Annotated in this window: 10 protein-coding genes; 5 read left to right on the forward strand and 5 right to left on the reverse strand. The window is 46.8% G+C overall.

Translation table 11 applies throughout. From position 1 onward, the window contains the following. Positions 1–677 precede the first annotated feature (677 nt). Positions 678–2156: a hypothetical protein gene (locus tag GZ78_RS21850; protein WP_034840938.1), complete on the reverse strand. Its 1479-nt coding sequence runs from the start codon at positions 2154–2156 to the stop codon at positions 678–680. Between the two features lie 562 nt (positions 2157–2718). Between GZ78_RS21850 and GZ78_RS21855 the strand changes: the two genes are divergently transcribed. The 4 genes from GZ78_RS21855 (at position 2719) to GZ78_RS21870 (ending at position 8186) form a co-directional block, all read left to right on the forward strand. Beyond that, positions 2719–4311: a peptide ABC transporter substrate-binding protein gene (locus GZ78_RS21855; RefSeq protein ID WP_034840941.1), complete on the forward strand. Its 1593-nt coding sequence runs from the start codon at positions 2719–2721 to the stop codon at positions 4309–4311. 166 nt (positions 4312–4477) lie between these two features. Beyond that, positions 4478–5521, forward strand: coding sequence for a hypothetical protein (locus GZ78_RS21860; protein WP_034840944.1), 1044 nt, complete (start codon positions 4478–4480; stop codon positions 5519–5521). A 257-nt stretch (positions 5522–5778) separates the two neighbouring features. Continuing rightward, positions 5779–6201 carry a nucleotide triphosphate diphosphatase NUDT15 gene (locus GZ78_RS21865; RefSeq protein WP_034840947.1) on the forward strand — a complete coding sequence of 141 codons (423 nt, stop codon included), beginning with the start codon at positions 5779–5781 and terminating at the stop codon, positions 6199–6201. 128 nt (positions 6202–6329) lie between these two features. Beyond that, positions 6330–8186 carry an SRPBCC family protein gene (locus tag GZ78_RS21870; RefSeq protein ID WP_034840949.1) on the forward strand — a complete coding sequence of 619 codons (1857 nt, stop codon included), beginning with the start codon at positions 6330–6332 and terminating at the stop codon, positions 8184–8186. Positions 8187–8215: 29 nt separating this feature from the next. Here the strand turns inward: GZ78_RS21870 and GZ78_RS21875 are convergent, their stop codons facing one another. The 3 genes from GZ78_RS21875 to cysG form a co-directional block, all read right to left on the reverse strand. Next, a complete protein-coding gene (locus GZ78_RS21875) occupies positions 8216–9796 on the reverse strand; it encodes a hypothetical protein (RefSeq protein WP_034840952.1) in 1581 nt (526 codons plus the stop codon). A 236-nt stretch (positions 9797–10032) separates the two neighbouring features. Continuing rightward, positions 10033–11037, reverse strand: a complete 1005-nt coding sequence (locus GZ78_RS21880; RefSeq protein WP_081869992.1) for a patatin-like phospholipase family protein — start codon at positions 11035–11037, stop codon at positions 10033–10035. A 351-nt stretch (positions 11038–11388) separates the two neighbouring features. Further along, complete coding sequence (cysG, locus tag GZ78_RS21885; protein ID WP_034841139.1) at positions 11389–12777, reverse strand: siroheme synthase CysG; 1389 nt, start codon at positions 12775–12777, stop codon at positions 11389–11391. Positions 12778–13045: 268 nt separating this feature from the next. Here cysG and GZ78_RS21890 point away from each other — a divergent pair, with 268 nt between their 5' ends. Beyond that, the gene (locus GZ78_RS21890) at positions 13046–14437 is read left to right on the forward strand and encodes an MATE family efflux transporter (protein WP_034840954.1); all 1392 of its coding nucleotides are present in this window, start codon (positions 13046–13048) and stop codon (positions 14435–14437) included. Positions 14438–14835: 398 nt separating this feature from the next. Here GZ78_RS21890 and GZ78_RS21895 read toward each other — a convergent pair whose 3' ends face one another. Next, positions 14836–22110 carry a magnesium transporter MgtE N-terminal domain-containing protein gene (locus tag GZ78_RS21895; RefSeq protein ID WP_034840956.1) on the reverse strand — a complete coding sequence of 2425 codons (7275 nt, stop codon included), beginning with the start codon at positions 22108–22110 and terminating at the stop codon, positions 14836–14838. Positions 22111–22165 lie beyond the last annotated feature (55 nt).

Raw genomic sequence — 22165 nt, forward strand, 5'->3', positions numbered from 1 at the left:
GGTCGAAAATGCCGGGACACATTTGCAAGTCTGAAAAAGACGTGCAAGCTACATGGCATATCATGTTCCCGATATCTGAAAGATCGAATCTCCGGGATCGGAGTTATTCCTCGGCTATCTGACCTGGTGCGGGAAAAATCTGTTCAGCTTCTGGGCGGTCCTGCCTACGAATTTTGATCAGTTACTCCCTCTTTGCAAAAGGGATTAAAGTTTAGTCCGAATTCTTAAATGATGAATTCAGGTTGAACGTTTCTGTCATTCTCGCGCATCTTGACCATAGGTCAATCACACTGGCTGCATTTGAACTGCTGTATACGACCACCTCTGTGCAGGTACACGAATGCTTCAGAGGCGCCCCAATCAATATCAATACGGTCGATTACCCAACCAGAAAATGCAAACATAGGACGAAGTGAGGGGTTGCAGACATGGCTGATCCTTCAGAAATGTTGATCCGTTCAAATCAATCATTCTCTGAAGGCTGCTTCTGTTGCAACCCCTCTCTTTTCATCAGCTAACCTGCGAAAGCCTCTGTTTTTTTTGTCATCAAACAAAAATCTACCAGAAGTCAGCCGCTGGTGCTTCTACCTTCAAAATCTACCGTTTTTACCTCCAGATATCCCTGAAGAGCCTGTTTTTTTTTATTGAGTACCTCAGATACCTCTGGAGTCAAGAAGTCACTGATTCAGGTATGAGCGAGCAGGAGCTTTGCAGGCCGATTGGTCAACAGTAACGGTGAATAATAGGTCTTTATGATTATGGGAATCGTTATAATACCCATAGTAGGTGTGATGTCCGTTCGATTTAATACCGTGGTAGAGGAAATGCCAGTTATCAATGTTCCACTCATTCATCTCTTTTACGTTGCAATAATTAATTAAATAATCAAACGCACTTTTGATCTCTGATGTGCTCTCCACTCTGATACCGCTGTTTCCAGGCGATACCATAAACCCATCAAACGGGTAGGATGAATAGCTGACGAAAGCCTCAAAATCTGAATAGGGTGAAGCGTTTTCTCCAACTCGTGTTTCTGGTAAGCCGTTATTGGTGAATCGGGTGGCCAGGGCGGAAGAGAAATTACGAGCCGATGACTCTACTAGGTACGACTCATCTTTTAGGGGGGTTTTCAAAATAATATTGGAACCACTACGATCAATTCGAAGGCTTTCAGTCGCTTTACCGTATTTGGCAACGGATGAAAAGTTCCCGCTCGTTACGTTAAACAAGGCTAAAAAGGAAGCAATCGAGCCTTGAGAATTTTTACCATTAAACAGAATGTGAGAAGCATTAGCTGAAGCATCTATAGAGTGTGCTGAGCCTTCTACCAAGGTTGGGTGTGTTACCCAGGCGACTTTAAATGGCTCGTCGGTACTTGAACGGTACCATGTGACTTCACTGTATTTTGCTGGGTCTTGTGTTTTTTCTTTAAGATAGAGCCCTAAGTGTTTTTGAGTGTGAGTTAGCCGGTTTGCCAGTTCCCGATGAGGGTTGTAGGCGCGTGATTTATAACTGTGTTCAGGAGAGTGTTCAAACCCTGCTTCAAGAAGATCTTCATCGCCATAATTTACCTGATAGGTAGTTCCTGTAACTGTAAGGCCGTCATCCGCCACAATGCTTGGGATCAGGGCGTATTTAGGGTCAATGTCTTTAGGTAAAGGCAGGTACGATGAGATGTAGTTGCCGTAAGAGTTCACCTGCCATATGATAGGGGCTCCCTCAGTGTAAAGGTTTGACCCCGTATTCTCGTTATAGGCATACCCGACAGGAAAATTCAGGGCGACATCTGCCGCATATATAGTCGTTGTTTTAAATCGGTGATCACCACTGTCCTGAAGTTGTGCGATAATTCTTCCCGAGTTTTGATCCATAATCAAGCCAGCCCAGTTTTTCTCTTCCGGTGATGTAATGGGATTGCAATCGTAGCCAGGACTGCCAAGATCAACATTATAAAGAATATGCTCTTGACCGGGCTCTCCTGATGTACGAACAATAGCTCTGGCGTTGCCGGTGAAGGGAATTTCACATCCAAAATAGGGTACCGAGTAGCCGTCGGGTATGGTCAGCTCTCTATAAGAGGGTGCGTTTGCTTGAGCTACGCCGTTAAAGAGGGTAGCTGTTGCTATCGTTATTAAGATACGACGCTTAACTTCCATAAAAATGCCTTAATATGAGAGTGAATCACACAGAGAAACATAGCTGTTTGGAGAGGAGTGGGTATATTGATAGGAGATAAAGCGAGTAAGTTCTTAATTATTTTATTTTTATGAGGCCTTCAGTCTAAGTGCGGGACAAAACTTCTGTGGATATAGAATGATAAGGACTGAAGAGTATGAGTTGACTCCCCATATAGGTTAACTTGTATGCTCTCTAACCTCCGTACAGTTTACTGTTGTCGTGCATGAAAGAAGTCAACTCACCAGGAGGCTGACCGAGAATAGACAGCCCGGCCTAAAATCCAGAAAGAACGGCTATCTTTTCCACTGAATTTGCTTAAATAGGTCAACTATTCGCACAAATTCAGTGAAAAAGCTGACTCGTTCTACTGAATTTTATGCTCGGACGCTATTCTCAGTCAGCCTCCTAGTCATGGCTTCAAGCTCGAATCGTATTTTTCGCATAGTTTATTCTCTAACACCCTTTCAATGCATTTCTATGCAAAACACCCATGAATAAGCTATACACAAAACTCCTGTAGTTTATGATTCGATAACCTCAATGCCCTTCATTAAAATCAAGCCCTGCTTTTGGCTACGCAAGACCCTGCTGACCCTCTCCTGGGTTCTGCTGGCCTGTACCGCTGCACTGCCAGCGTTATCTTCATCTTTGGAAAGAGGTCTTCTGGCAACCCCTAAATCTTTACACCCCCACTATTTTGGGGGCTCTCCTGATGCTCAAGTGCTCAAGGATGTGTTTGAAGGGTTGATGGTGCAAAACAAAAACGGTGAACCTGTGCCTGGTGTAGCCAGTGATGTTGAGCGTCATCCTGACGGTATCCGATATACCTTCACCATCCGGGATAATCTGAAATGGTCAGACGGTAGCGCACTCACTGCCGATGACTTTGTCCGCAGTTTCAAAGCCCTTGCCGACCCTGATCGTCGAGCCACTTACCGCTGGTATTTAAAGGTTGCCAAAATCAGTGGCGCTGAACAGGCTCTGAATGGCAAACCCGACGCACTGGCTGTAACGGCTCGGGGCAATAAACTGATCATTGAACTGGATCAACCTGCCCCTTATTTCCTGGATCTGATGACATTCCCCAGCTTTCTGCCGGTCCATCAAACTAACCTGACTGAAGATGCCTCAAGTATCCCGATCACCAATGGCCCCTACTTGATTCAACGTGTCATTCCTCAAACCCGCATTGAACTGGGCAGCAACCCCCATTATTTTCGACATCTGAATACTGATCTCCAACAGATCAATTATCAGATAATCCCCTCGATCCATCGTCAGATTGAAGACTTTGAGAATCACACACTGGATGTGACCGCACCATTACCTGCACTGAATATCAGGGAGCTGAAGAAAAAACATCCGGTGTCTGTGTTTGAGGATCAGATTCTGGCCACTGCCAGCCTGATTGTCAGCCCCAAAGCAACAGCCCTTCAGAATGTAAAAGTACGACAGGCTTTGTCTATGGCTATTGACCGAGAGGCACTGGTCAGGAAAATCTACCCCCACAGCCACACTCAACCCGCCTGCAGCTTTATTGCGCCCCATACCCGTGGATTTAATCCGGACCCCGAAAATTGCAAAAAATTATTGAACAACCCTGATCGTAAAATGCAGGCCATTAAGTTACTGGCAGAAAGCGGCGTGAAAGGCAGCGACATCAAGATGACCATACTGTCCACCCCCAAGTACGACGCAATGGATATTCTGCCTGAGATCTGCCACCAGATTAACAGTACTCTGGGAACCGCTCTTGAGAGCACCAGTGATGATTGGGGCAGCTATCTGGAACGGATATCAAATGGAGACTACGACCTGGTCTGGTTTGCCTGGTTAGCCGGCTACAATGATGCAACTGCATTCCTGACACCGCTGACTGAGAGTAAATTCTTTGGTCCCTTCACAGCACCATCCTACCTCCGAGAACTGTCCCTCGCAGCTAAAAAGAAAACGGCCGTAGAGCGTTTACCTAACTATCAGATTGCTGAAACCATTCTGGCGAGGGATCTCCCCCTCATTCCTGTCATCCACCCATCCATGATGACCCTCGTCAACCCTGACATTGGTGGATTTTATTCTTCCAACCCGCAAGGCTGGGTGCACAGTTGGCATCTCTACCGGATTTTGGACTGATCCTCCTGGGTACCTGACCGAGAATAGACAGTGTTTCATGGCACTGTCTTCTCTATATCTAAGATGGAGTTAACCGACTTTCCCCCCTGCCCCTATACTGGAAGGAACACTCCGCTTTCCAGACTGTACTGAAAAGCTTCATAACAGCTTAGGGAACAGGATCGTCATGGATAGATTCAAACTTGGAATGAAGACAGTCCAACACAAGCCTCTTTCTGAAAAAGAGTTCGATAAGCCGCAAAAAACTGGCCTGTTAGGTCGGTGGAAAGTTAAACTCTCCAAATCCAGGGGTAGATATTCTCCCCAAAATACCGCCCTGAAAACCAATACTTATAAGCTCAAGCAGCGGGAAATCAGAAAACTGGCCGTGAACAGCTCTCCCCCCACCGAACCCAAAGCACTCAGGTCTATGGCCATTGATGCGCAATTGGCCGCATACCCCTATCACCGTTCCCTGGAAAAAATCAGGGCAGCTGGCGACATTCACAAACCAGATAAAGAGGATTTTGCTGCGAATTGGAAAGGCTCTTCAGAAATGGCAGAACTGATTGCTTCGGATGCCGGTTTAACCCTCAGCTCGGAAGACCCCGGATTCATGTATGACCAGGAAACAGGGCTAACTGCTTACGTTCTGATTAATCCAGAGCTGAAAGAAGTCCGGCTGATCTTTGGCGGCACAACGTCCGGGCTGAACACTGGCGAGTTTCTCAAGCGTTCCAGAAAGAACATCAAATTTACCGGTAAACAATGGCAAGCTAACATCAAGAATGCTCTCGGAAAGGGCATTCCCGACAGTTTCAAACAAGCCAGAGAGCTGACTGCCAGCCTTCTTGAAAAAATGCCAGTCACACCCGATGGCCAACCTTTTTCCCTGAAACTGCATGGCCATTCCAAGGGAGGAGCAGAAGCCAGCTATGCAGCCCTGTCCATGGTTCCCCCTGTTGAAGCGGTCTGCTTTTCAAGCTCTGAACTGAACCGGGTAGCCCTGTCCGATATCCCCAGAGAAAATCTGGCGAAGGCAGAGGAGAAGATTACCCATTACACCATCAGCAAGGATCTGGTCTCCAATACAGGAAGGCATTTAAGAGGTCTGGCCCATACCGGAAAAGTTATCACCTTACCGGCCAAACACGCTTATAACTCTTTGCTGGATCGACACGATAAATTTACAAGACATATTGAGCATTATGCCAGAAATGCCGCTCGCTGATTCCTTTCAAACAGTGCTCTCTGTATAAGGCCGTCAGTAGACAAAGCTCTATACCCATTGGATTTCAAGATGCTACCAGGCGACAAGTGAGTGAAGCCCTGTGAGCCTACAAGAAGTAGGTGATCAGGGTGAGCGAACGCTGGCAACAACGTAGCATCTTGAAAGGCGATAGGTATAATTCTCTTTATTGTTCAACCCTGACCCAATGCTTAGACTAATGGATTTCTTCACCTCGGCTGTGATCATCGGAGCACTCTATGACAGATAAGAATATTCCAAAAATCGGTGTTGCCGTTATAGTCATAAGAGACAGTAAAATTCTTCTTGGACGTCGAATCAACAGTCATGGCCAAGGGCAATGGGCTTTTCCCGGAGGGCATCTTGAATTTGGTGAGAGCCCTGAAGAATGTGGCATCAGGGAAGTTATGGAAGAAACCGGCCTGAATATCAACCAGCTAAGAACAGGCCCCTATACCAACGACGTCTTTATCACCGAAGGAAAACACTACATTACACTCTTTATGATTGCAGAGTCTTCCTCAGGAATACCGCAAGTCAAAGAACCGGAAAAGTGTCTTGAGTGGGAATGGTTTGAATGGGACCACTTGCCAGCGCCGTTATTTTTACCGATCGTCCATCTAAAAGAGCTGGGTTACCACCCCGTCAGTCATATTTCCTGAATATTCTTCATTATTCAGTGCCTGATGAATAAGAAATCAATCTGAGTGATTCAGTCCAGAGACAAAAATCATATCTATAATTCAGCCTAACATTAAGCTCGACACTGGCTGAAGGCATTCAAGTCACCATGCGATTATTTACCATTATGGTTTTTACCATTCTTTTTCCCTTATTGGCACTCGCTCAGCCTTATACCCAGCTTGAACAAGAGGAAACTTCTTCTTCAGCAACCGATTCCAGTAATGAGCCCCCAACCGTTAAAAAACCTACTCTTGACGTCTATTTAAATGAACACTGGTATAAAGATGCCAACACTGATGACATTATCTACTGGCACATGGACCACCCATCCTTATTTGCAGTAGATGATGAAGCATTTCGTGAAGATGACTTTAAGGACGGTAAAGTGAATGTCAGCCTGCATCGTTCAAATATGTTGGAAGAACTGCCCGCCTTCTTATCAAGAAAAGGCATTTTTCCAAAAGTGTATATCATTACCGGCCATCTGACTCACCAGAATATCAGAGATTTTCGATCGGCCGTACAAAATGCCTCTTATGATTCTGTGGTGAGTCGAAAAGAGAATATCTGGACCTATTATGCATCTGAAGGCGCTTTCCTGGTCGTCAGCCGCTATGGTTTCCCCAGCAAGGAAGCCTTACTGAAAGAAGTCTGGCTCGATGAATCCCTGTTTGGTAAAAAAATCCATGCCGGGAATATGTTAGCCATCAAAGTGAAAACAGATGAGATTCGAAGTATTGATCTTATGGTGTATTTCTCTACTTCCTTCAACTTTAGTCATCTTCGCGAACAACAAAAACTACAGGCTGATCTACCTGATATTACCAGACACCCTGTGGTCGCAGGACTGGAGCAAGCACTGATGCTGGCCAAAGAAAAAGGGTATGGCTCTATTTCCCCTCTCGTGGTGGCAGGCAACACCAATATCCCTTTATTTCCTGAGGTTAACAACGGTTTTCTGGATCATATGCAGTCCAACCTTCACCTTCATACTGCCACCTGGAATAAAAAGTCACCTGTCGTAGGCAGCTTCAACACCATGAACAATACCATCAGCAGCTTCTGGCTTGGTTTGACAGGAGGCCCTGACTATTTGCTGAATGACAGCGTGTCAGAGTTAATTGACTGGATAGCCATTTCTGGCTCCACAGGATTAAAACGACCCAACATCAAGATGAAAGCCGTTGAGTTTGAATCGGTCTGTCGTTATTCCATGCCCATACAGAAGATTTGTGGGCAAGGGTACTCGCTTAAAAGGCAGGTGATGTTAAATAAAGCTGTCCTGGAGAGCACCATTCTGGACAATATGCCTGAAGAAGTGCGATCTGGTGCAGAAGAAAAAGTGCTCGATTACGTCGTCAATGCGCCATCTGGTCACCATCCCATTCATGCAAAGCTGACACACCCGGACCTTAGAACCCAGCAACAAACACATTTTTGCGAAGTTTCCCGAATGGATATACTTGACCTGAAGTCGGTGACTGGCTTAGCACCTATCACTCCTGATGAGGAAGGTACCATAGACTTGGCATTACCCCCTGAGATTATCAAGAAAGTATTTGAGTTTGCTGAACAAGAAATGATGCCTGACAGTGAGGTGAATATTCTCATGGATCGTCAACAAAATGTTTACGCTCTTCCTGTTCGGGCAGGCCCCAGGGATTGCAACCCTATAGTACACGCCTGGTCTGGTGATGCAGGTTTGGGAAGAGTCGTCAGAACACAACAGGGCAAAATCCAATTAAAAGAAATGATGCTTCGCAGAGAGAAAGTCGATATGTGGAGCCAGATGTTTAAACAACTTTCTACTTCCAATCCAGATGATTACGCTGAGCAGTACTTCGCCTCAGGAAAAGAGCTTCAAAAACTGGGAGAGCCATTGGAAGCTAATGGCAGGACCTACACCTACTATATTCAGAGACGAGCTATGCCTGTTAACAATCAGCAGAAAACCAGTAATTAGAAACCTGATTTAACGTTCTTTAACAAGCTCTATAAGTCCCATTGTCGCTTTTTAAAAACAACAGCCCCTCTGGTGGATCGAATCTGATCTTCAGAGGTGGCTTCAACCAGAGTTTTACCGGTTGAATCAGGCAGTAGAACTCTGTGCCCATCTTTATAGCAACGAACCGCTTTTTCCATGGCTACTTTGACAATAGGGTCATCGTTGGTGCTGTCGCCCTGATTAAACAAACCGAATACCAACAAATCATCACCTGAAAACTCACCCCCCTTATCTAAAAGTCCCAGTTCAGCTAATAATTCCGGATGACGCCCAGCTATTTTATCCAGACTGCCAAATAGACTGTCACGGATATAAGTTTCCAGTACTTCCAGTTGCCTGATGGTTTCATCCAGCTTCTGGTCAAGTGACTCACCCGGCTTCATGGATATACCCAACCAGTCTTTCAATATCACAGGGAGAATGTCCTGCTTGCCTCTCGCTCGAAGATCTTGTAAAGCCTCCGATAACTCGGCATTCGCCAGCATTCGGGAAAGATTATGGGGATTTGCACCGGACATCACCCGGGTAAAACCTTTAACACGGGTGCCCTTTTCACTGGCAGGCTCACTGTCGCCCAGAACAATATCTTCACGCATAACACTACGATCAAAGAAACTGTTCCAGATCCCGAGTTTCAAAATCAGATCCAGTACTGGCTTTGTCAGTTTATCTCCCCTGGCCAGACAAAAAAGATGGATCAGGTGTGGGTACTTGCCATGCTGAATATTCAGACCTTCCATAGCATCTTTAAAACTACACTGTCTGACAATATCCTTCACCGCTTCTGATGGCAAAAACTGCAGAAAAAGCGGAGCTTCTTCCAGCCCCAGCATTGATTTGAGTTCTTCCGACAGAACTCGACCAAGAACCGATCCTTTTTTGATTGTCAGAATGTCCTCCAGCCTTTTTCTCTGAGGTATTCTGACTCGTTGCTCTTTGGCAGCCCAGCTGTTTATCGAGGATGGACAGGTGAACATCATTTTCTTTCTGGCTTCGGTTACAGTTGGGGGCGTTTCACAAAATCCCTGATAACAATCTTCCGTAAATGCCTTGCTGGGAAAAGACTCTTCCTGATGATCAGCCTTCCATAGTGACTCCACTTTTTGGGCCAGGGCGGGCAGATGTCGGGTATAAGATCGGATATCCTGAGCGGTATACATAAGCTCTTTCAGCTCTTTGTCATGCTGAAGGAATGCTTCTTTTAACTTGGGATCTCGTTCCATGTACGATCCGATCATGCACCTCTCAAGTGATACACGAGCCTTCAAAAAAGATTGAATCTGGGTTTCGAACTTTTCTTCGGTTGCCGTCAGCTCCATCCACTGACTTAACGGCATAGTGCTCAGATCTACAAGCTGGCTATCGTCTACCTCAAGCAGTTTGACGATGTAAGATGAGAGTTTTTTAGTGTCACGACCGGTCTGGTAAAACTGGGTGAGATCATTGCTGTAAAGATCCTTCCCTCGTAACTCCAGATAACAGACCCCTGGTAACAGCTCTTTTATGAGAGGAAGGTGCAACTTTGGGCGGGTTGGTACTGGTGAAGGTTGAGGAGCCACTGCTTGCATGCCTGACCCTTATGGCTGTTTGATAATGCCCCTATTATTCAGTCTGGAGTCACAATATCACTAACCAAACCACTTATTTTGGTTAGTGATTCTGACAAAAATGGGTAATAGCTCTATCCGTTGCAACTATTTAAGGTTAAGGCAAGAAGAATCTGAACCTTGAACGCCAGGCGAAGATCCAGGACTGGAGAGCCGAAGTCGACTCCCTGCAGGCTTCGTCAAGCAAAGGATTGCAGTCATCGCTGTCGGAACTCAAGCCCCTGGCCCAGGGCTTTTATTTTGTTCATACTAAAAAAAGGGTCCGATGGGACAGACGGCATTCGGGCAATTCTACGTCCCATGGTATTCAGGAAGTAATGACCTGATTTCAAACCCAGTTCATAATCCCTTTCCAGAGCTTCCATGGGACTGCCAATCAACTTTGAATCCAGCGACTTATTGGGATGAATTTCATAAATGGTGACATCATCAGGAGGTGAAGCCAAAAACGCCTGATTCTTCCGATAGCTTTCTTCATGCTCGACCAGTAGCCCCATCATATCTGCCGCGCGGGTCTTTTTCACCCACTTGCTCATACCCTTTAGCCATTGATGCTCACCGTCGAATTCCACCGGCATGGTACGAACCACAACAATGTGCCGGTATCCACGACGATACGCTTCCTGAACCGGTATTGGTGCACATACACCGCCATCTACATATCGATCTGCATCGATCTGGACTGGTTGGGTATGAAGCAACGGGATCGAGCAGGTTGCCTTTAAAGCCAGCTGCCAGTCATCTTCAGCCAGATTAAAGTAGCAGGCCTGATGCTCACTCAAACCGCAGGCGCTGGCTAATACCGTTCGATTGCGCATATTTTCCCGCCCTGCATTCCAGTCCAGCATCAAATCCGATTTAACCTGCTGTAGCAGCCAATCGAGATCAAGACCTCCGCGCCCCGTCAAAAAACGCTTGAGCGCAAAAAAATCCTGTGAAGTCGTTGCTTCGGTAATCACTCGATAAGCATGCTTTTTCTGGCCACAAATATAGGAGGCCAGATTCAAAGCCCCGGAAGAGGTGCCAATCAACAAACCAAAAGGGTTAAATCCTGCATTCAAAAAGGCATCCAGAACTCCGGCGGTAAAAATTCCTCGCTGCCCCCCCCCTTCGGTAACCAGAGCAATACTGGGTACATCTTGAGCCAGATAGGAGAGGCCATCAAAGTTCTGAGCTGAGTAAGAAATGTGTCTTCCTGGCATGGCAGTCATCTCATAAAAAAAGCAGAAGGAGTCCAGGAAAATGGACGCAGGATAAGCTGAAATTAAGCCTGATCCCAACCAGCTCAACGAGATGGCTGAAATCAGGATGCTATTCCGGACTTTGTCTAATCATTACCTGAGCAGACAATGAAAGAATATTGCGACGAGTGCACTCTTTGAAATTGATTTTTTTTATGACCCTGATTAGAACCTAATGATTACCTTCTTAACAATAACCAAAAATCTTAAGGTTCAATCATCGTTCATCCCCCCAATACCATCACCCTTCGACAAACTCAGGGTGACGGTAACGGAGTGAAAATCAGGCCGTTATTTCGAGCCGACAGGCTTTTAGGCATTTTCAGGATTAAACCATTTGAGCTTATCGTGCAGCTGAACCACATCGCCAACAATGATCAGGGTGGGCGCTTTAACGGTATTTCCCTCTACAATACTGTTGATCGTCTCGAGCGTTCCGGTAAATACCCTTTGTTTCTGAGTAGTCCCTTTTTCTATCAGAGCAATGGGCGTATCAAGACTCCGCCCATGTTTATGCAGCTCTTCACAGATTCTTGGCAATCCCATGAGTCCCATGTAAAAAACCAGAGTCTGTGAAGGATCCACCATTTCATGCCAATTCAGGTTATAGCTGTCGTCTTTAAGGTGACCGGTGACAAACCGGACGGATTGAGCATGATCTCTATGGGTCAGGGGTATACCGGCATAACTGGCACAACCGGATGCTGCTGTGATGCCCGGAACCACCTGGAAAGGAATACTCTCTTCCGCAAGGGTATCAATCTCTTCCCCACCCCGGCCAAAAATAAACGGATCGCCACCTTTGAGACGCAATACTCGCTTGCCTTTTTTAGCCAGATCAACCAGCAGTTGATTGATTTCTTCCTGGGGTCGAGCATGCCTGTCACGCTTTTTCCCTACATAAATGAAATCGGCATCTCTACGGCACAATGACAATACTTGTTCTGAAACCAGTCGATCATGCAATACTACATCTGCCTGCTGCATCAGTCTCAGGGCTTTAAACGTCAGCAGGTCAGGATCTCCCGGACCGCCACCGACCAGATAAACTTCACCTGTAGAAACGGGCTCGGAGCTGGCCAGTTGCTCTTCCATCAGACGTCGAGCAGCCTCTACATCACCGGCAATCGCTTTTTCTGCTGCACTCCCGGTCAATACTCTCTCCCAGAAGTAACGACGATCATTGATTTGACTGAATTTTTGGGACACTTTTGATCTGAACTGACCGGCCAGCGTTGCCAGATGTCCATAGCCAGCCGGTAAAATAGATTCCAGCTGTTGTCTCAGCATACGCGCCAGCACAGGTGCTTTGCCTCCCGTTGAGAACGCCACCATAACCGGAGAACGATCGACAATAGAGGGCATTACAGCATTACCGGACTCGGCATCATCAACCACATTCACAAACAGGTTTTGCAGTTTTGCCTGACTGGCCACTTTTGAGTTGACCTCCGGATCATCCGTCGCAGCAATCACAAGACAGACGCCGTTCAGATCAGAAGGCTCAAAACATTTTTGCTGAAAGTTATGTTGTCCGGCAGTGATCAAAGCCATCAAGTCCGGATGAATATCAGGAGCAACCAGTTGAATATTGGCACCGGCATCATCCAGCAATCTGGCTTTACGCAGTGCAATATCCCCTCCCCCAACCAGCAGACAAGGACGATCACGAACTTCGAGGAATAACGGCAAATAATCCACTCGGGCCACTCTCTCTTCCAGTTATCATTATTGTTTCCAGAAAACGCTGTTTTAATGGCCTATCCAGAGCCTGAACACGTTTCTTTCCTATTAACAGCCATTCTATCAGTGAATGCTTATGCCTTAATAAGAAAAAATAATTTGATACTTATTCCATTCCTATTCGGTTTTCCCTAGCAGATCACCCGTACTGCAGTTCTTATAATCATCGCCGAATAATTCAAGACTGAATATCGAACAGTCTCACCTCTTTTTTATCAGGATCTGAATGAATAAAGCCGCTTTTATGAGTGCTTCTGCGGACAGGGAGTTTTTCAGTAAACTCTGGCGCCTAGCCCTGCCTGTCTCCCTGCAATCCATGATGTTTTCACTGCTCGGGCTCATCGATATCCTGATGGTTGGTCAGTTGGGCGAAACAGCCGTTGCTGCTGTAGGTCTGGGTAACCGAATCTTTTTCTTTAATCTGATTCTGACAGCTTCTTTGGGCAGTGGCATGAGCATCTTGGCCTCTCAGTTTATTGGCTCGGGCGACACCGCAGGCCTGCGAAGAACTCTGGTGCAGTCTCTATTGACGTCGGTACTGATCTCTTTGCCTTTCGTTGCCTTTTATATACTGTTGCCCGACGTAGTCATAGGACTGTCAACCCACGATCCTGAATTAACCCGGCTGGCAGTCGAATATCTTCTGATTACTGCGCCTTCCATTATTTGCACGGCTATTGTCGTACCACTGGAGGCGGCAATGAGAGCATCAGGTGACGCCCGAACACCAACGCGCGTGGGCTTCTATGCCATTCTGCTGAATGTATTCCTGAACTATGTCCTGATTTTTGGCCATTTCGGATTTCCTGAACTGGGTGTAGCTGGATCGGCCTGGGGTACAACCCTGTCGAGATTTTTCCAAACCGCGCTTTTGCTGTGGTACATCAACCAGTTCAGAAGTCACTTGATTCCGAAAAAAAAAGATGTTGAGTGGGGTATGAAAAAAAAGGACCTGGGTCGCTATTTCAAAGTCAGCGTACCTATCGTACTTCAGGATGGCTCCTGGGCTTTAGGACTGATCATTTACAGTATTATCTACGCCAGCATGGGTGTGAATGAGCTGGCTATCATGTCCGCCATTTCATCGATTGAAGCGATTCTGATTTCACTGTTTATCGGCTTTGGGGTGGGTGGTTCCATTATTCTGGGTCAGGAACTGGGTGCTCAGCGCTTTGACAAAGCCTGGCGGCAAGGCTGGATGATGCTGCTCATGTCTCCATTTATAGCCCTATTTATTGGTGCACTATTGATTGTCTTTCGAACCGATGTCGTCAGTCTGTTTGGTAAATTTCAAGGTTCTACCATGACGCTGGCGGAACAGGCCATGATCGTAGCCAGTCTTGGTTTGTGTATCCGGGTTATCAATCTGATGGGGATTATTGGGCTACTGAGAAGTGGGGGGGATGTCAAAGCCACCGCCATCATCAACATCGCTGCTATGTGGGGTATTGGTATCCCAATGGCCTGGCTGGCGGTTCAATGGGGTTTTCCGCTTTATATGGTATTTATCTTCAGCCTGTTCGAAGAACTGTCTAAAGCGATGATGGTGCTTTTCAGGGTGTTTTCACGACGATGGCTGAAAAATCTGGTTTCTGAACCTGTCACCCAGAGCACTTGAAGATGCTCTGGGTGACTGCAAATATCATTTATCAGGAGTACGTCGCTTCCAGGCCAGTCTTTATACCAATCGTGCTTTCTAACTACCGTAATGAGCATGGCAAGCTGGACGGCAGAACAAGGCGGAACGACGAGTAATAGCTAGCTATTGCGAGGAGTTCCAACGCAGGGCTGGTGTTCAGATTACCAGCGCAATAGCGTAGTTAGAGAATACGATGGGTATTACATCTGCTTCATTTCAGCTAACCACATTGGGCTTGTCTATCGCTGTCGTCACTGCCAGCAAGCTCGTGAGATTAACCTGTTCAGGCTATCGGCAGCAGGCAATGATTTTGACTGACAGGATCAAGAAATGGCGCCGGGCATGATACCCGGCCTTTTTCCAAACAGGTTAAGACCTTAAGTTTCGTAAATCCGGTTGAAGAGCTCTTCGGGAAGATGCTTTAACAAGTCCTGAATACAACGTCTCAATTTATCGTCATCCAGATATACCGCATTTGGCTCTCCCAGTGATTGCATGATTCGGGCAGGGTCAAAGCTGTATTGGAATCCAGAGCCTCTGGCAGCAGCAGTAACCGTTGGGCAGTTGATCACCACTGTGTTATTACAATCTCTTACAAAATAACCCATATCTTCCATTTTATAGATGCCGGTATCCAGAGAATTAAATATCTTCGAACTGTTCAGGTTGCGAGTCAGCGGAATGGGTTGAACCAGAGCCCAGTCAGCCTTATCCCTATAGTCATAGAGCGCTTTTTCCAGGCAGCCCACCACATGATTCGCAGCCTCCCTATTAATCTTTCTCTGCTTGTTCACTCTTGGACATTTCTTTAACTCCTCTTTAGCCAGAGTCAGTAATTTCTTCGGATTAACTGGCAAAATCACTGTATTTTTTTCGGTCGCATCGCCTTTCCCTTCAAAAGGAGCAGCCACTCTGGCTAAGCGGGGAATATCCAGTTTTCCTGCAGCAGGATCCCACTTCCACTCCGAATCAATGCCTCGGGAACTCATCAGTTTTTCCAGATAGGGCACTTTGAAAGTATGCCCTTCCAGAAGCTGGTTTCGGCTCCGTACTCTATCAATAGTGGATGGAATATCCCTTCGTACCAACTGCTTCTGATAGTAGTCATTCATTGCCTCCTCTGCCTTGCGCCCATAGTCTGGGTGTCCAAGCAACATGGGAAGCTGAGCAATAACCGCCGAAGGTTCAAAAGCTTGATAATCAAACAGCATCTTTCCCAGCATGGAACAATAAGCCTCTTTTGAAAGCTTGTTGTGCCCCTCCTGCAAAATATGGAAAGAGTTTAACAACTGATAGCCCAGCGTTGAAAAAGCCTCACTCCTTTTCTTCTTAAGTACTTCGAGATCGACTTTCTTCTTATCCTTCTCAACAACATGAATAGGTCGGGTAGCATTTTTACAGAACAAATCCACAAGCCGGACCAGTTGTTCATCTTCTTTCTTGCTCAGCTCACCTTCCGCTTTATGTTCCAGCGCATATCTGATGGGCTGATGAACATAGCCCAATTCAGGAATCGCAAAGTCATCTTTTACATCCAGGTCAAGGTCCAGTTTGTCATCAAGATGCTTAATAAATTCGTTGATCAAAGGGGTTCTCACATCTTTGGGTAACCCCTTGCGGAATGCCTTAGCAACATTTCTTTTTTTATCAGATTCAGAACGCCCTTTTTCTATCCAGACATCACTGGAAACATTTCCCGCCATATCGGTTAGCATGTTTTTAACACCCGTTTTCATGGACTGAAAATATTCCGTCCAGGTTTGGCCATGGGCAGCTTTAAGATGATCAGGCAGACTATCACGGGGAATCTGTCCTATGATGCTCTCTCGATGGGCTTCTGGGACTTCTGCCAATGCCTGCTCCAATGCTCCTGGTGATAACTTAGCCAGAGCCTCAGCCACCGATGACAATTTTACGTTTTCAACAATGGCATTCACATCTTCAGTGGGGAGGGATTCAATGGCAGCGGCCAGAGCATCACTGGACATCCGCTGAATCATACCTGCCATGTTTTCTTCGGGTATATGTTTGATGGCCTCCGCCAATTCTTCATCGGAAAGACTGCCCAACCTGGCCTCAACCAGCTGTTTAGGGACTTCAGCCAGTACTGCCTGCATTAAATCAGGCCCGACCTCACTCATCATCCAACTCTGGCTCTCAACGGGAACCTTTGCCAGTAACTGATTGAGCTCTCCATCTTCAGCTTTGGAAAGCAACTGCATCCGACGACTTTCAGGAACATCGCGCAACAGCTTTGACCACTCGCCATCCTTTGCAGTCAGCAATGCCTTCTGTAAATTATCAGGATTCAAGGCCAGATCAGGCTCACCCCCTGTTTTTGGCAGATGACGATTGATAAGTGCCTGAAGCTCATCTTCAGGTGCATCCTTGAGTAAAGCCTCAGACACATGATCCATGGCGACGGACTTTAAAGCGGGCAGAGTTTCCTGAAAAGGCAGCTCTTTCAACGTTTCAGCTGCATGCGGATTGTTCGCCACTATCTGCCTTTTAACCTTGGCCGACGTATGCTCCCAGACAGAACTCATAAAGGCAGGATCGCTGGCCATCTTCATTCCAGTTTCCACCACAGGCATGAACTCGTTCAACAGCTCAGACAGTTCTTTGGAACCCGACATTTTCATGACCGAAGCCATTAAACCAGAGCCCGCTCCCATAATGGCACTCACCATTTCAGAACGCGGCAGCCGTGATGTTGCCAATCCCAGCATGGAAAAACGATCTTTCTTTTCTTCAGCCTCTTGTTGCTCACCCGGGGTCACTTCGTCCATTCTGGAGACAACAGAAGGGGGTTGTTTCTGCTCTTTTGAGGGGTTGATTTTCTGTGGGGCATCAACAGAGCTACCTGACATATCCTTTACTTTTGCAAGCTCTACGGGCACAAGGGTTGCTTCTTCATCTTCAACAACAACGGGGTCACTGGTATCTGATTCTGGCTTCCAGGGATCTTTAATACCCCCCTCTTCCAGTTCTCCCAACCCGGATCGTATGGTCATCTCCTGGTCATAGGTCTGGAGCGTTTTATCCGCCAGGATTTTTAAATCTTGTACACGACCAAGATCAGGCAAAACCAGAACAGACCGATTACTGAGATAGACGGCACTGGCACCGGGCCCATCCAATATAACCGTGATGGGTTGTGCCCTCTTTTCATTCAGATAACGGCAAACTTCTATTTCTCTGTCACTGCGCCCACTGGTTGGAACACTGGCCGCAGGAGTGGCTGCCGCTTGATGACTTTTAAGCGCCATATGAGCCAACCGGTATTGATCATCGAATACATCTTGCCAATGTTCTTTTTCCAGAGTATGTAACTTCTTTGCGGACTTAATCAGTTTCTTGAGGGGTAATCTGACTGAGGAACCCTGCTTCTCCAGCTGAGAGGCCAGTTTGAAATGCTCTCCCACCAGCCAGTCGGTCAATGTTTTCTTTGCCTTGAAACGGCGACTCAAAATACCTTCAAGTTCGCTAAGCGTAAAACCATCAATCTCTACTTTTACACAGCGGCTGGCCATAGCTTCCGACATTTTTTCACGGCCACTGTAGGTGGAGGGATTAATGGTCGCCAGCAGTTTGAAGCCTGGTGTAGGCTCACCCCCTAGAATTTCGTTGAATAGCCCTTCAAGATAACGACTGGGTAATGTATTCAGTTCACTGATCACCAGTTTGGAACCTTTATTCATAGCTCGCTGGGTCATTTCTTTCAATTCATCCCAGTTTTCCGGACTGGCATTGATCCGCTCAAAAGCCGGATCTTCCCCTTTTGAAACCATCCAGAACGGTAACAGAATATCCAGCAGAGCATCTTTTCCCCGTCCCGCTTCACCTTCAATAATGGTGGCTCGCTTGCCCCCGGTTTTTTCCAGTTCCTGCCAGACTTTCATAGCCAGGGATTTTACCGAGGGCGCATCAAAGTCAAATTGACCGCCCCGGTGGGATTCCTTCATTTGCTGGTAAAACGCGTTAAACGTTTCTGCTTTTTGTTCAACCGGTGAAAAATCGCAATTATAATTTTTCATATACCAGTGTTTTAAAGCCCTGGCTTCACGGGCCTGCTTTTTGCCTACTTCACCTTCAAGACACTGAGCCATGGATTCCCAGATAATGGCATTAAGGGCTTGTTCCGAAGGAGCTGTCCCTTCAGGACAGAACCCGCGAATCCTGGCAATGATGTCTTTGATATCTCTGGGACCAAAGGTGTGTGCAGGTAACACCCTTTGATAATGATCATAAAGCCGGGCTGTGGTGGCGACCGCATGATCCAGAAGTTGTGACGGCCATGCCTTAGGTAGACCGGGACGAATGATCGACTCCGTCAATACAGAATGATTGATCTGCCGGAAGAACATGGGCAACACATGTTTACGCATTTCAGGATCAATCATCCTGCCATCATAATTTTCTGGATTACCGGTCATGATGACCCGGTGTTTGTCCGTCAGTTCGATCACCTGCCCGAGAATATTCAGTACCGGAGGTTTTCTGGACAAACCTATCAATGGCTGAAGGACACCCGCTTTGACCAAATTGGCTTCATCCAGGATCAAAACCGGCGGGTTTCTCATTCTGGCCCACTTCATAATGGGTCCGTCAGAGAATTTCATTTCATTATCCTGAAGCTGACTGACCAGTTCGGCACATTCATCTTCAAGACCCAATGGAACCAATATCTTGTTCAAAGCCTTGATCTTGTCACGATCAAAAGTAATTTGAACAGAGTCACTCTGTTCAGGCGTCTTAGTCACCTGACACAGGGCTGCCCAAAGAGTGCTGCTGGCGGCGGAGAATTTCAGTTTGTCTCTGGTAATCACTACCGGCTTGGCAACCAAAACATCTGAGCCAAATAGATCTTCCTGCTTATGCTCAGGGCTTAATGAAGCCACGATCGGTTCTGATGCATCGGTGTATCGACTGGCAAAGGCTTTGGCCACGGCCTGCGCTGTGAAGGTTTTACCGGTTCCCGCCTCTCCCTTAATCATGATCATGGGATTGGTTTCCAGCCTTTCCAGAATACGTGCTACCCGGCGCTTTTGACGAAACTGACTGTCTCTCCTCTGGATCAGGGAGTCACAAAGATCATTGAAGTCGACCTCAAGCAAGGCTGGCTCAAAGTATATTTTGAGTAACTCAGTCATCTGTTCCGGGTGGCCCATCACCCCCTTTTGACTGAGTTCACAGGCCAGCTGCGCTGCCTGAATATGAACCGGTGTCGTTTTATCAACGCGCTTTTCCAGGCCTGCTGCCAGCAGAGCATTGTAAATACGTCCTTGCAGATCACCGTCATAGGACAGCAATGGAGGCCTTTCTGTCATCCTGCAGCCAAGATGTCTGGACAATACTCGCTGTTGAGATGCCGGGACCAACTGAATCAGTTCTTTTGCCATTTCACTGCTGAAGTTCGTTCCATAGCTTTCAGCTGAAGGAAGACAACCCGGACTGAAATATCGAGCCAGTTCCCAGTAGCTTTCCTTCAGATCTTGCGATCTAACCCTTGGGTGTTTCTCAAGCCAGCTACGAACGCCATGAACATCTACCCGCTTTGGACCGCCTTGCCCATAATGTTCACCAATCGCAGTTTTAACAAAGCCATAAACGTTGGGAACAAGACGATATTCTTTTGCCAGAAGATCGTTGAGCGCTTTTTGCCAGTGATAGTTTGTTGCGATCGGACTGCAGTCACTTTTTCTTTCTCGCTCGACTTCACTAACGACCTTCTCAAGAAAAGCCTTGTTCACTGCTGGAAGATTATCAGGAAATTCGCGGTGGCGACTTCTGGGAATACTCTTCATCAGATGCAGAATATCAATGACTTTCTTCAAGGACTCCTGGCTGCAACCTGTCTCTTCAGCTACTTGCTCTGCCAACTGACTGGCATTAACCGACTCAAGGGTCGAATCCTTACTGACGACAGACGACCATAATCCCGGAAGTTGGGCCTTACCCGGCATGGGACATTCCAGCTGTAAATCTGGCACGTCAATTCGCCGACCATTCAAATAAATATAGGGAGGTCGAGTGATCAATGTTTCCAAAAACAAGGCAACTTCTGGATTGGTTTCAAGCCCCATCAACCTGATCGCTTTTCCCTGTTGAATAGCCTGCATGAGCGGTGAAAAAACTTCTCTGAATGACATCCCTTTCTGACTGCCCATAGGTGTAGTAGCCAACAAAGTGTTGGGATCAGTCTTGGAAGTAATCACATATTCAAATACATTGTCTTCAAATACATTGTCTTCAAATACATTGTCTGCACCGGCTTTCAGCTCAGGTGGCTCAACCTGAACTGGTCGAACAAAACGGGAAAGGGATAGTGCGTCAGGCAGATCACAACCTTTGCAAATAGTCAGAGAGGGCTTGGGATTCAGGCTTTCAAGACGCTTGAGCAGCTGAACCCACTGAAATTCCTCCAGCGAACTTGTCACCATCACAGTGCAAGGCAATTTATCCTGAACCAGAGAAGCAAAAGTGTCACAATGTTTTAACTCACCTTTAGCCAGACTGACATCTGAAGTTAAACGATCAAAATATTGCTCATTGACACAGACATAAGGCTGCCCCTCTACACCGGGAGTGAGCTTATCCAGCCTTTCATTAATCTTTTCAAAATGGGTGACTGATCGCGAGAACTTCAGCGTCTTGGGAAGGGACACCCACTTACCGTTGGCCCAAAAACCTTTTTCACGGTATGCAGTGGCCAGTGCACGCTCAAAAGCTGGGTCATCCCAGGGTGCATTCACCAGGTTTCGATACGCTGCATCCTCCGGGAGGCCGTCCAATACCCCTTCCTTGAACTCCACTGAGCCTGACGGAGAAATGTGGATACCTCCGAACAAATAGGCATGCCAGCTACCTGCAGCATCATGAAAATTGAGATCTAAATACGTTTCGCTCACATCGGAAGCGTCTGCAAACCCTTCTTCATTATCATCCAGATCATCTACATTGAGCTCGTCGTGATCATTAAGGATCAACTTCTGATCAATCCCTGTAAGGTCTCTAACACCCAGATCATCAACACGCCTCCAGAAATCAGGTCCCGGGTTGTATGGGCTGCTTTCCAGCATACTTTCGTTCACAAAAGCCGAAACCGTGATATTCGGACCTAATATGCGCCCCTGGTAGCGGGGCGGATCATCAAACAGTTCGTTTAATGAGGCCATCTGAACAGGCGTCAGCTTCTGGAAATCAATCACCAGAGTCATGGGCTCATCCTCGTACAAACGCCCTGCACTGGTTTCAAGACCTTTTTTCGGGTCACAGGTTACCGTCCGAATGAGGTCATCTTTGTCGAAATCACCCGGTTTGGTGATGTGTACAACAGATCCCCTTGGCTGACTGCTGCGATAATGACGGAGAACAGCCTGCCGCTCTTCATCGTTCTTGACGAAATAAGCCCCTGAGGTGGATTTAGTGTGTCCCTTAAATGTATCAATGCCTTTGTCGTCCACCACAACGACGACAAAGTCGCTAAGCAGCCGCGCTTCTTCCCGTCTCTTTTTTCTCGCTGTACCAATAACAGGAATGATATCCAGCAGTTGAAAGCGCACACTTTCTGCTCTGGGGCCTTCCTTACCCACCGAAGGCTCTGAAGCAACCTGGGAAAGCACTCCCATGAAATCTGTTACTTTTGCCATTTTGCATTCCTGAGACCGATTGACCTGATAGGGTTATCGACAGGCAAAAGCGTTT

Origin of the sequence: Endozoicomonas numazuensis (assembly GCF_000722635.1) — a bacterium.
Taxonomy (GTDB): Bacteria; Pseudomonadota; Gammaproteobacteria; order Pseudomonadales; family Endozoicomonadaceae; genus Endozoicomonas_A; species Endozoicomonas_A numazuensis.

What these genes read in the sequence shown, in the direction of transcription:
- GZ78_RS21850 (WP_034840938.1), bottom strand. Translation starts at nt 2,156, where the DNA reads ATGGAAGTTAAGCGTCGTATCTTAATAACGATAGCAACAGCTACCCTC.
- GZ78_RS21855 (WP_034840941.1), top strand. Translation starts at nt 2,719, where the DNA reads ATGCCCTTCATTAAAATCAAGCCCTGCTTTTGGCTACGCAAGACCCTG.
- GZ78_RS21860 (WP_034840944.1), top strand. Translation starts at nt 4,478, where the DNA reads ATGGATAGATTCAAACTTGGAATGAAGACAGTCCAACACAAGCCTCTT.
- GZ78_RS21865 (WP_034840947.1), top strand. Translation starts at nt 5,779, where the DNA reads ATGACAGATAAGAATATTCCAAAAATCGGTGTTGCCGTTATAGTCATA.
- GZ78_RS21870 (WP_034840949.1), top strand. Translation starts at nt 6,330, where the DNA reads ATGCGATTATTTACCATTATGGTTTTTACCATTCTTTTTCCCTTATTG.
- GZ78_RS21875 (WP_034840952.1), bottom strand. Translation starts at nt 9,796, where the DNA reads ATGCAAGCAGTGGCTCCTCAACCTTCACCAGTACCAACCCGCCCAAAG.
- GZ78_RS21880 (WP_081869992.1), bottom strand. Translation starts at nt 11,037, where the DNA reads ATGCCAGGAAGACACATTTCTTACTCAGCTCAGAACTTTGATGGCCTC.
- GZ78_RS21890 (WP_034840954.1), top strand. Translation starts at nt 13,046, where the DNA reads ATGAATAAAGCCGCTTTTATGAGTGCTTCTGCGGACAGGGAGTTTTTC.
- GZ78_RS21895 (WP_034840956.1), bottom strand. Translation starts at nt 22,110, where the DNA reads ATGGCAAAAGTAACAGATTTCATGGGAGTGCTTTCCCAGGTTGCTTCA.